The 12,364-nt window shown below is 40.7% G+C and carries 8 protein-coding genes and 1 pseudogene; 6 read left to right on the top strand and 3 right to left on the bottom strand.

The features are described 5' to 3' along the window. Nucleotides 1-260 precede the first annotated feature (260 nt). Nucleotides 261-2,753: a hypothetical protein gene (locus LLG96_18885; GenBank protein MCE5252272.1), complete on the bottom strand. Its 2,493-nt coding sequence runs from the start codon at nucleotides 2,751-2,753 to the stop codon at nucleotides 261-263. A 193-nt stretch (nucleotides 2,754-2,946) separates the two neighbouring features. On the opposite strand from LLG96_18885, the gene LLG96_18890 reads away from it, so the two are divergent. The 6 genes and pseudogenes from LLG96_18890 to LLG96_18915 all read left to right on the top strand — a co-directional run bounded on the left by LLG96_18890 (nucleotide 2,947) and on the right by LLG96_18915 (nucleotide 9,199). After that, a complete protein-coding gene (locus LLG96_18890) occupies nucleotides 2,947-3,063 on the top strand; it encodes a transposase (protein ID MCE5252273.1) in 117 nt (38 codons plus the stop codon). Between the two features lie 432 nt (nucleotides 3,064-3,495). Beyond that, a complete protein-coding gene (locus LLG96_18895; protein MCE5252274.1) occupies nucleotides 3,496-4,332 on the top strand; it encodes a class I SAM-dependent methyltransferase in 837 nt (278 codons plus the stop codon). Nucleotides 4,333-4,441: 109 nt separating this feature from the next. Next, entirely contained in the window at nucleotides 4,442-6,322 is a 1,881-nt protein-coding gene (gene asnB / locus LLG96_18900) for an asparagine synthase (glutamine-hydrolyzing) (protein ID MCE5252275.1), read from the top strand. 56 nt (nucleotides 6,323-6,378) lie between these two features. Continuing rightward, complete coding sequence (locus tag LLG96_18905) at nucleotides 6,379-7,818, top strand: B12-binding domain-containing radical SAM protein (GenBank protein ID MCE5252276.1); 1,440 nt, start codon at nucleotides 6,379-6,381, stop codon at nucleotides 7,816-7,818. Nucleotides 7,819-7,856: 38 nt separating this feature from the next. Beyond that, a complete protein-coding gene (locus tag LLG96_18910; protein ID MCE5252277.1) occupies nucleotides 7,857-8,801 on the top strand; it encodes a glycosyltransferase family 2 protein in 945 nt (314 codons plus the stop codon). A gap of 83 nt (nucleotides 8,802-8,884) precedes the next feature. Continuing rightward, nucleotides 8,885-9,199, top strand: a pseudogene (locus LLG96_18915) (class I SAM-dependent methyltransferase). Nucleotides 9,200-9,656: 457 nt separating this feature from the next. Here LLG96_18915 and LLG96_18920 read toward each other — a convergent pair. After that, nucleotides 9,657-10,961, bottom strand: a complete 1,305-nt coding sequence (locus tag LLG96_18920) for a hypothetical protein (protein MCE5252278.1) — start codon at nucleotides 10,959-10,961, stop codon at nucleotides 9,657-9,659. Between the two features lie 630 nt (nucleotides 10,962-11,591). Continuing rightward, complete coding sequence (locus tag LLG96_18925) at nucleotides 11,592-12,347, bottom strand: class I SAM-dependent methyltransferase (GenBank protein ID MCE5252279.1); 756 nt, start codon at nucleotides 12,345-12,347, stop codon at nucleotides 11,592-11,594. Between the last annotated feature and the right edge of the window lie 17 nt (nucleotides 12,348-12,364).

The following is a 12,364-nucleotide window of genomic DNA, read 5'->3' on the forward strand; positions in this document are numbered from 1 at the left end:
ATATTGTTCCCCGGATTTTCTGATGATAGTATCGTAATTCAGTTGTCTGAAATATTCGATATCTTTGGTGGTGTTCATATTTATCCTCCTGTAAAACAACAAAATATATTGAATAATGATGTTCTGCTGATAAGCATGAGGCACATCTGCATGAGGAATTCATGATATCGACAGCTGTATGGTATTCCCCTTGCCGTTGACATCCTCCTTGTTAAGCGAGAAAAGCGGCTGGGTCGATTCAGTACCATTACAGGTAAAAGCTATTTATTCCGTAATTTCAAATATTCGGAAATCAGGTCATCGACATACAGGTTTTCCCTGTCAATAACCGTTAACAATTGTGGCTTGAAAACGGTAAATTTTGATGAGACAAAGGGTTCTTGTATCTGATAATTCTGCACAACGATGGTAATATGATTATTGTTTCCGGTGTTAATATAAAATGGATTATTATGTATCTGGGGATAAATCAGCCATGATTCGTTCTGGTCGAGTATCCCTACTCTTATCTGTCCCTGGTCGACTTTTATCGGAATAACAAGCTTTAAAAAGCTTTTTTGCGGGATTTGTATGGGAGGGCTTTTTATCTGATATCCCCACTGTGATTCATCGCCGCTGACGGTTAAAACAGAATCGGTGGCAGCGAGTATTTGAGCTTCTTCACTCCGTGTGCTGAGCAGCCATTGAGAAAATGGCGGAATCGACAGGGTATCATATTCTTTTTGTAAAGAGACAACAGGTATTATGGTTTCTATCGTGAATGTTGCCTCGGGATTTCGATCTATCTGACTGACATAAAATTCACCCCCCATATGTTCTGCAATCATGAATACTTCGGATTCATAGGGGAAATAAAGTCCGGGCCAAATACCGACACCCATGTCAGTGACCTCGTTTTTATAATCCGAAGTTGAAGTGCCTATCAATATACCCGTATACAGTGTGTGCCTGTTCTCTACCCGGGCACGGATCAGATACGTTCCTTCCGGCAGCTCTGTTTTGACAGAACGGTCACATGTTTTTGTGAGAATCTGTCCGCCATATGAGATAGTCATGGTTACGGGATCGCACGGCTTGAAATCTACCGGCAGCGGATCACTCAGTTGATAGGACCACTGGGAGCTGTATCCATGATTTACTGCAACAAAAGGTGTGGATGGTGTTTCGGTTTCGGAGCTTTTATGCTGATAAATTCGTGTTGTCCCATAGGGAGGCGCATGTACTAAACCAACCAGTGAATATCGCTCTTCGGGAAAAATAAATAGAAAATTCTGCATGAGCGGAGGGGCATTTCTTACTTCAAAAATCAAGATATCTTTTAGAAGGCTGGTTCCTATGAGCAGAAAGTCTGGCACCAATTCCTTTAATTTTTCCCGATCTATACCTTGAGTCATGGTGGTGGCATTATGAAATTCAACAACATTGACCCGCTTGCCGGAGTCCAGACCAAAAACCATCTCACCCCATGCTGTGGCGCCGTCAGGCAGCAGTCTGAGGGTTTGATCCGCATAGTCGTCAAAGGCAACCCACTCCTGTGCTTTTAATGCCCATGATGATGGTTTTGCCATGACATTTTGAATGCGGTTCAGAACGAGTAGTGAAACGATGATAATCGCTGCAATTTCTACAAAATACCATTTTTGGGGGTAATAAATTGATCCAAGCGCTCCGGCTGCGGCGAATAGTGAGGCGAAAGTCCAGGCCGCAAGTGTATGGGATAAAATAGTATATCCGAGATGAAAGTTACTGTAGAAACCCAAGCTGAAAAGGTAACTCAGTCCAAAAGCCGTCGGTGGCAGGACAAGCGCCAGAATAGAGGTTCTTTTCTCGTTCCCCATCCGGAAGGATAGTATGACCAGTATGGTCGAAACAAGGTAAATAAGCATGACAGAATAAAAATAAGAATTCAGTCCTCCCCACGTCCATATAATATGGCTTTCCAGGATTTCCCCATACGACATCTCTTTTTGGACGAAAGAACTATATGCAGAGAAAAAGCTTAAAAGATCCTTGATTCTGAATTCAATAGCAATGAAATACACAAGAGTACTGATTATTCCGCCCAATATCAGACCTGAAAAACACGTGAATACGATCTTTTTTGACCGTTCGGTCCATCCTTCTGTTTTTATGGTATTAAAAACCCATATACCAAACACTAATCCAAGAGCTGGTATCAACCCAAATGAAATCTGGTGTGTTGTAAACGCTCCAATTGTTGAAAAAGCGGCTCCCATCCATGCTTTCCATGAATTGACGGTAAAACCATAGTAGCTGAAAAGAAATGTCAAACCACAAAAAACGGAAATCATGATATCAGGTCTTACCATGGGCCAGTGACGTAGGGTAAAAATTACCGAAAGAACAACGGCAAGAATACCACCGGCGGCAATCGAGGATTTCCTGAAGACCCAAAAAGACATACCGACAATTGATATAAGTCCGAGGGGATGGAGAAATCTCATTATAGTAATTGAATTGCCAAACAGCCAGCACAGAAAAGCACCTATATAAAAATAAAAGGGACCGTAATTGTAAAACCCCCACGTTCTGATAGTGTAAACAGGCGCCATTATTGGTGTAGTGAGCTCTCCATAACGGCCATGAGTAACAAGGGCAAAAGAAACATTCGCAATAGTATCATCTATTGTAACATATGGGGCATTTCGTGTATATCCGAAAAACTGATGTATATGAATGGCTGCGAGAATAATGCAGAGAATGATGAGTATACTTTTAAAAACAGTTTTCATATACCGTACCTCTTATAAAAATATGGCAGATATGTCAATAATATTTTTAACCAAAATAAATAAACTACCCCGGAGTAGAACTCGAGGAATTCTTTTGAATAAAAAGACAGTGCATTAATTAAATGTCTGTATTATATTGTAGTTCTACACAAATATCCTCAAAACCAACCCCTAAAAACAAAGAGGCACTGCCATGGAAGAAAATAAACAACTTTCGCTTCAGTTTGCAAGCAATTCCGGAAAGAAAGTTACGGCTGATTTCATTGGTGGAGACGTCACATCTGAAAGTGAAGTACTGGCTATGAGATAGATAGCCTAAAAAACAGGAATAATAGAACGGCTTACACGAGCAATACATCAGGAGATTCTGATATATTTCCGGCAGTGAGGTACTTTATTTCTTTATCTCAAAACTAATCCCATTAGGAAAAATATTCTGGAAAGTTGACTTTTTACATAAGACATCGAAAATCCATCGTTTATCATAGTATTAATGAAGAATATAAATTAGCCGTATGATGATCGTAAATCATAATATATGGGAACAAAATTTAAGAATCCATATTTAATTGTCTATTATTTCTCGGACTTGATAATTGTGATTTTTCAGAGAAAATACCTTGTTTTCTAACAATACGCTTGTATATAACATCAAAAACTATTATACATTACGCATGAGTGGTTTATAAAAAGTTGTTCTTTTGTTGAATTTTTTTTCACAAATTACATGAGGATAAAAAAAATGTGCTCAAAAGATATTGAAAACGTCCGTCATTTCTGGGAAGAGAATCCTCTTTTCCAAGGGGAAGGTAAAAATGAAATTGGTAGCAAGGAATGGTTTATTGAATGGGAAGATGTTTATATAAATGATTGTTATGCAGGCCATGAACCTGAATCTATCTATACCAAAGGCTTACAAAAAGAAAGCAAGATTCTGGATGTTGGCTGTGGACCCGGTTTCTGGGTCAGGTATTTTTTAAAGAAAGGTTTTGTAAATGTGTCGGCTTGTGATTTGACATCCAAGGCAGTGGAATTGACTCTTAAGAGTCTGGAATTATTTAATATCACGTGTAAACCGAATATAAAAGTGGGTAATGCCGAACAACTCTCATATCCGGACGAGTCTTTCGACCACATCAACTGCCAGGGAGTTATACATTACGTCCCCGATACTAAAAAAGCCATTGTCGAGTTTCACAGGGTATTAAAGCCTCACGGTACTGCTTGCTTCTCCGTTTATCATAAATTCTTTCTGTTACGCCATCCTTTCCTGCTTAAAATAATTTTATTGATTTTAAGAAGAATTATCAATCTCCGTGGAAGAGGGCGTGAAACTATGTTGAACACAGTAGAACCTGATGAAATTGTCAGGCGCTATGACGGAGAAAACAATCCAATCGGACAATCATTTACCATAAAGGAAATGAAAACGATGGTAGATGGGCTTTTTGAAATAACGGAAATCCAACACTTCTATTTTCCAGCCAGAGCTTTCCCTTTTAAAATTCCCAAAATTGTGCACCGCTGGCTCCATAAACATTATGGATTATTAATTGTCATTCATGCAAATAAATGTTAATAAAGATGACAATTAAATGTTCAGAAATCTTTGAAACAATGAGAAAAAAATGATTTGTTGCTGGCCATATAACATTCTGTTATAGCAGAGAGTTATGTAAGAGGTTCATATGTGTGGTATATGCGGATATGCCGGTATCTGTCAGGATGAGAAAAAAATCGAAGAGATGGCGGGATACCTCGATCACCGCGGTCCCGATGATGAGGGTTATTATCAGGATAAACTTATTTCTTTCGCCCATAAAAGACTCTCCATTATCGACCTTGCCGGCGGGCATCAACCAATGTTTTCACGCGATAAACGGTATGTCATAATTTATAACGGTGAAATCTACAATTATCGGGAGTTACGGCAGCGCCTTGAAAAAAAGGGGCATGTCTTTGTTACGCAGTCAGACACCGAAGTGCTCCTTGTATGGGTGATTGAAAACGGTGTCGAGGGATTGACCGAATTGAACGGCATGTTTGCTTTTGCCCTGTGGGATTCACGGGAAAAAACCCTTCTTCTCGCGAGAGACCGTCTGGGAATAAAACCCCTCTATTATTATACGAAAGACGGTGTATTGATTTTTGCGTCGGAAATTAAAGCCATTCTGCCCGCGGTATCACAAAGAGAAGCCAACATGAGAGCAGTTTATGAATTCCTGACTTTTCAAAATATACTTGGTGAGCAGACTTTTTTTAAAAATATCTGGAAACTCTTGCCGGGAACATGGCTTTCCTGGAATCCTCATGGAATAAAAACAGGTATCTATTGGGATGTATCCTTTACGAGAGATAATGCTCGATCTTTTGAGGAGTGCCTCGAAGAATACGGCGAAACACTCAGGCAATCCGTCAAACGTCATATGATAGCCGATGTTCCGGTGGGAGCATACCTGAGCGGCGGTTTTGATTCTTCCGCTGTGGCAACACTTGCATCCAGATACCTTGACAGGCCGCTTCATACCTTTACAGGCGCTTTCAACGACAGCAGCTACTACGATGAAAGAGTCGGCTCAAGGGCTGTTGCAAAGAGTATATCGGCTGTTCCTCATGAAGTTGAAATCAAGGCAGAGGATTATCTGGCCAATATAGGTAAGGTTATTTATCATCTGGACGAACCCACCCTGGGAACAGGGGCGTTTCCTCAATATATGGTGTCAAAACTGGTATCACAGTCGGTCAAGGTTGTTTTAACGGGTCATGGGGGCGATGAATTGTTTGCCGGATACCAGGTCAACAAAGTAGCCTTGATCAAGGAAACGTTTAAAAAAAATCCTTTAAAACTCCTGCGGGTTTTATCAGGTATCAGGAAGGATGAATGGACGAGGGTACTGTATTTTTTGTTTTTCCCGTTATTGTATTCGGAAATCGGACATGGTTTGTTCATCATGACTCCGCGGAGAAAACGCACCTCTTTTTTCTCCCCGGATTTTCTTGCCCGTAATAAAGATTTCGAACCTTTTGATGTTCTTGCCTCATATGTGGACGGCAAAGGGTACCTGCCCGGTGAAGAGTTATTGGTATTATATCTGAAAACCTATCTGCCGACACTCTTCATCCAGGAGGATAAGGTCGGGATGGCTCATTCAATTGAAGCAAGAACGCCGTTGTGCGATAACGAGATGGTAGAACTTGCACTCAGGATTCCCCTTCATATAAAACTCAGAAACAACACCCTGAAAGCCCTGACAAAACAGAGTATGAAAACAGAGCTGCCGGAAGTTCTTTTCAAACTTCCCAAGCGCGGTTTCCCGACACCTTTTACGCGATGGTACAGGAAAGAACCGCTCCATACATTCATGAAAGACCTTCTCTTTGACAAAAAAACCATTCAGCGCACTATCGTCAGAACCGATTTTGTCAAAAACCTGTTCATGAAAAACCAGCAGTCCGGAATGGACACACTCTACGATTATGCCAGGGCAAATCAGCTCTATTCTATAAGTATTGTCGAGCTCTGGTTTCGGACCTTTATTGACAGCCGGATTCCTCAACCCGTTTTATAAGTGAAAGAAATCGGCAATGATACATACCTCTTTGAGGATGATGAAAAGATAAAAATATGAGGTTATTATTACTGTTCCCTTCTTCGGAACAGGGCGTACAATCCCTGTTTGTGCAAACCAAGGGCGGAGGTATCGGAAACAAGCCACCGCTCGGTCTTTTATATATTGCGAGTTATGTACTCGAAAATTCCAGCCATGAAGTTCTTGTACATGATCTGATGGCACAACCCCTCGATGATGATAAACTGATAGATAAAATCCGGGCCTTTTCACCCGATGTCGTGGGGATTACATGCTGGACCGATTTCTGGTATCCGGTATACCGGCTGATAAAGATAATCAAGGAGAATTTCCCCCAAGTACATATCACTCTTGGCGGACCCCATGTCGGTATCTATCCCCGTGAAACGCTGGAAAATGAATATGTTGATTCTATCGTTCTGGGCGATGGAGAAAAGCCGATGCTCAACCTGCTCAATAATCTGGAGCATGGCGAAAAACTTCTGGATGAGGGAATCTACCTTAAAAGAAATGCGCCTCCGCAAAAATTTTCATATTATATTGAAAAAGACATTGACAGTTTGCCTTTCCCGGCCAGGACTCTTCTCCCTCTGGATGATTACACTTCCGTTCTGGCGAAAGAGTCTATGATAACAACAATGATCACCAGCCGGGGATGCCCCTATCGCTGCGTGTACTGTAAGCTGAATTTTCAGAAGACTTTGAGCCGGAGCGCCGAAAGCGTTGTAAACGAAATGGCATTAATAGAAAACATGGGGATTCGTGAACTTGAAATTTACGATGACACATTCACATGGTCACAAAAGAGACTTGTCGATATCTGCCGGGGGATTATCGAAAAGGGAATAAAACTTAACTGGGCTATCCGTGACAGAGTTTCGAATATCGATGAGGAAACGCTGCACCTGATGAAACAGGCGGGATGTGTCCGTATTCATCTGGGTATCGAAACCGGCAATCCTCAGGTTCTCGAGAAGATCAAGAAAAACATTTCGCTCGAACAGGCCGGAAAATCCGTTGCCCTTGCGAAAAAAACAGGATTTAAAGTACTGACATACTTCATGATCGGACTGCCCGACGAGACGGAAAAGGAGGTCATGGAGACCATTGATTTTGCCGTTGCGCTCGACAGTGATTACGCGGAATTCAATGTCTGCATCCCGTATCCCGGCACCGAGATGTATAATGAGGGATTATCCGGAGGTATTATACCCGAAGATTTCTGGCGTGAATATGCCCTTCACCCGGTTCCTGACTTTGTGATGCCCTATCTCTATGAACAGCATTTACGAAAAGAAGAAATGGTGCGATTGAGTCATTATGCCACCAGAAAATTTTATTTGAGGCCGAAAGTAATCATCCGGGAGATAGTAAAGTGTTCGTCGTTCGGAGAATTCCGAAAGAAAACCCGTATGGGATTGAATCTGATAAAAAATGTTTTAGGCGGGAAAATTCATAATTCGGGAAAACCATAAATGCACATAAATATTATGAAATATAGAGGATAGAGACTATGATCTCGATTGTCTGTCCATTCTACAATGAAGATTCGATTCTCGAAAACTCGGTTCTTCTCATGCTGAGTAACCTTGTAAAACTGCAGGAAGAATGGGAGCTGATCATTGTCGATGATGGTTCCGAGGATAATTCCCTGGAAACAGCCCGTGCCCTTGAAAAGGAACACGGGAACCTGAAAGTGATCAGTTATCCGTCGAACCGGGGTCGTGGTTATGCAATCAGAACAGGAGTAGCACAGTCTCGCGGGGACATTATTGTCACCACGGAGATCGATTCTTCCTGGGGCGATGACATTGTATATGACATCGTGGAAAAATTCAAAGAGAAGCCGGACGCGGATATAGTCATTGCATCGCCGCATCTGTCCCCGGGGGGTTATAAAAATGTTCCCCTGAAACGTGTTTTTTTGAGCAAATACGGTAATTTGCTGATTCGCATGGCATTGAGTAAAAACGTAACAATGAATACGGGCATGACGCGGGGTTACCGCCGTGAAAAATTCCTTGCCTTGCCTCTGGAAGAAGATGAAAAAGAGATGCATCTGGAGATCGTCAACAAGGCAATTGCGCTTAATTATAAAATTTACGAGGTACCCGCCACACTCGAGTGGAAAGTGCAGAAACTCAGGAAAGATCCCGCAAAAAAACGCACTTCCTCATCGAGGATCAATAAGCTCATACGCACGCATCTGCTTTTCAGTATCGCTGTTGCCCCTTTCCGGTATATCTTTCCGGTGAGTCTGTTTCTCGGGTTTTTATCGCTTATAACGTTTATTCTGGCCCTGTATAATTTGTTTACCCCTCAACCATCAATATACTGGTTGATAACGTCATTTTTTCTCGGACTTTTCGGATTTCTCATTTTTGGCATTGGTCTTCTTGCCCAGCAGAACCGTGCCATTATGCGGGAATTGTGGATATTAAGGTCAAAAAAAATATAAGGCTGAAAATAATGGACAATCACAACGGGTATGATTGGGATAATAAGATGTGGAAGCATGTCCGTTATGCTTCTTTTGATTATATGACGAAGTATATATTTTCGAAGATGAATGAATTGTGTGATTTTACCGATAAAACAATACTTGAATTGGGATGCGGGCTCGGGAGATTAAGTTTTTTGTGTTTACAGAACGGTGCAAAAAGCGTTACATGCGTGGATTCATCCCAAAAAGCGTTGTCTGTCGCACGAGAGTTATTTAACAATGATGATCGGGCAACGCTGGTTGAAGATGATATTTTGAATTATCATGGCGATAAACATGATATTGTTTTTTCTTCGGGGGTGATTGAACACTTTGAAAACGAAGACAGATTCAGGGTTGTCCAAAAACATCTCGAGCTCGCGAATGAATGTGCTGTTATAATCCATCCATCGGATTCCCTGTATAACCGGTTTCTGGTGAGCAGGAAAATTTTCAAAAAGCTGTATGGTTTTCAAATGCCGTTTTCTGTCAATGAAATCAATAATTATATCGACAGATTACCCCACGGTTATTATGTTCATAAGAGATTTTATATGTTTTACTGCATTCCGCTCCTGCATAACAGCGGCACGGCAAACCGGTTTTTTCATAAACTCGAAGAGGAATATGGAGGATTGCTCGTTACCGTAATCAATCCTGCGTAACATAAACCGCCCTTCCATTCTCTCTGTCATCTTTGACTCCTTGTACCCTCATGTAAACTTATTTCAGGACAAGACATAATTTCCTGCCCCCCAGTACCGGGAAGATGTCACGAGGTGACGGAAGGGGGCTTTTATTCCCCGCAGCAAGCCCGGGGAATTCTTTCGATTAAAAGAAATTCGTCAGATTGGAAAGAATATGGATCAGGGACTTCCATGGATCAGGCATCGGGTTTATCGAAACACCGCTTATAATTGCCAGATGGCTTAAAAATGCGGGGCGAATGAGGGCGCTGTAGAGAATGAATCCCCAGCAGCACACAACGAAACCAATATAATTGTATGTATTCCTGAACCGGGAACGGGCGGTCATCATGAGGTACGATATGAGCAGCGCCGAACCCAGGATGCCCACCAGGACCTTGTATGAAAGATACGGTACGCTGTTCATCGGGCGGAATTTTATGAAAATGTGTGTCGGGCTGAGAACGGCGATCATGAGCATGAACACGGTGATGATGATGTAATGGGGTGATAACGTTTTAAAGGATTTCCGGATGACTTTGAACAGGAGATAATAAAAGACGACAAAAAACGCACCGGCATAATACCGCCATATGAACAGGTGATGCATGGGAACAAGGTATGTAAAAGGAGCATGATATCCATGCTGGAGCTCGATCAGCTTTTCCGCCCCGAAATGATAGAGTGAATTGGATGACAGCATAAAAGGCGGCAGGAAATTGGTGAGCGAGAGATAGAGATAAAAAAACACGTTTGAAATCACATCTTCGGTGGCGAGCATCAGATAGGGGTAATTGAAAACGACATCGGGCTCCGATCCGGGGGCTTGGCCGTATTGGTAATACCGGGTTTTGATCAATACATAAAGAATACCGGTTATGGTCGAAGAGACAAAAATAAATATCACTCTCGGTATTCGCCAGCTCTGACCTGACTGCGCGAAAATGACAAAAAGAAAAACGGAGACTATACAGATGAAAACAAGAAAATCAAGCCATCCCTCATAGGCCAGAGCGGTTATTAAAAGACTCAGCAAAAATAAAAATTTCCATAGTATCCGGTGTTTTTCACTCAGGAGAACTTTATATCCCGAAAAGAGAAGAAACATATAATAAATCAGGAGTAAATATAATGTCATCGTTCCGGTCACCAGATACGATAAATATAACTGCGTACCGAACCCCATGCAGATAGCCAGAGTATAGCTGAATACACGCGACCGGAACACCCACCAGGAAACAAAGAATGAGGCTATGATCACCAGCGCGTTATAGATAAACCAGATTGTTTCCGTGGATAGTATAAAAGTAAGAAAATGGGTTAAAATCAACGTGGTTGTTGTCCATGAACCTGTGAGCTCTTTAAACGGTAAAAAATATTTCCACCATTGATAGGTGGCAAGAACCTGAGCGAACTCGTTTTTGTAGAAGTAATTCATATAATTATACATGTATAGTTCTGAATGTTCTAAATAACGGCGCAATAAATAATTCGCTATTAACAGAATCGGTATACCGGTAAAGGGGCTTATGATACGGAAATACCTGTTATTCGTCCAATGCGAGAGAGTGGTCTTTATGTTCGTCCGCCGTGAATGAATAACAATGATGTTCGTCCAATGCGAAAGGTTAGCCCTGATTTTGTAGTTGTAATGGATCAATATGATGATGATTGTTTGCAGTTCGAAAAGCAGGCTCCAGTAAAGAAATGGTTTGAAAAAATTCTGAATTGTCAGACCGATCAAACCCGAGTGGATTATCCATAATGCCGTTATTGTGAACAATCCACTGATCAATACTGATGCAATCACAACACTGACACGGTTAAACAGTTTTTCCAGCACCGTTCTTTTTGATATTTGACTGTAGCGTAGAACGACGCCACATAGTATTGTTGCTGCAAGTGCACAACCTGTCATTCCCACATATACTGCCGGATATTTCTCATCACTCGGAGACAGATGTCTCAAAATATCAATAAGATGGTATGATACAAATATTCCTTCAACAAATAGTAGAGTAAAGTATACATTGAGATTTCTTTTAGAAATATGTAGCACTTCTCAAATCCTCTATCAATATTATTTGTTGATCTTGATGATTGAATAAATCATGAGCTTATACTTATTATATCCTTCCATAATTATTTGTGCGTTGCATTTTCGAGCATAATTACGGATTTCTTTTTTTGAAAATAATTTACATTGCGGAGTCATTATTGTATCCATGAAAATAATCTTCGATGTCCTTTTATCCATAATTCTACCTGTGCTAATTAACGTTAAAATTTGAAATAATAGATTTATGGGTGGATATATTATAAGTTCTATCTTTTTACTTATATTCCAGTAAAAATATCTAATGGGATAAAGAAATTTATATATCCAGTGGAACGGATTATATTTATTATAAACACCAAGTAAAATATATCCGCCCGGTTTCGTTATCCTTATAAGTTCTTGGAAAGCCTTAAAGGGATCCGGAGTAATCATAATAACACCATTACATACTGTATTGTCAGCAGTATTATCATTAAAAGCAATTTCAAGAATATTTCCGCATATTACATTGTATCCTTTTTTATTCAATTCCTTTGCATTTTCTGGAGAAAGGTCAAGACCATATATCTTTTCAATTCTCATACCATATTCTTTATATATATCAAACCAAAACCCCCGTCCACAGCCTATATCGAATAAATTATCGTCCTTATCTACATGATTAAAGAAGTCTTTTAAGAGCGCAATAAAATCTAAACGTACTTTTTTACCAACACTATGGATACCGAATCGATAAGTATTGTACATTTCAAGTGCATTTTTAATCGTTTTTTCCATGATATCTCAAGATGTTA

The sequence above is a fragment of the bacterium genome (genome assembly GCA_021372535.1).
GTDB lineage: Bacteria > Latescibacterota > Latescibacteria > Latescibacterales > Latescibacteraceae > JAFGMP01.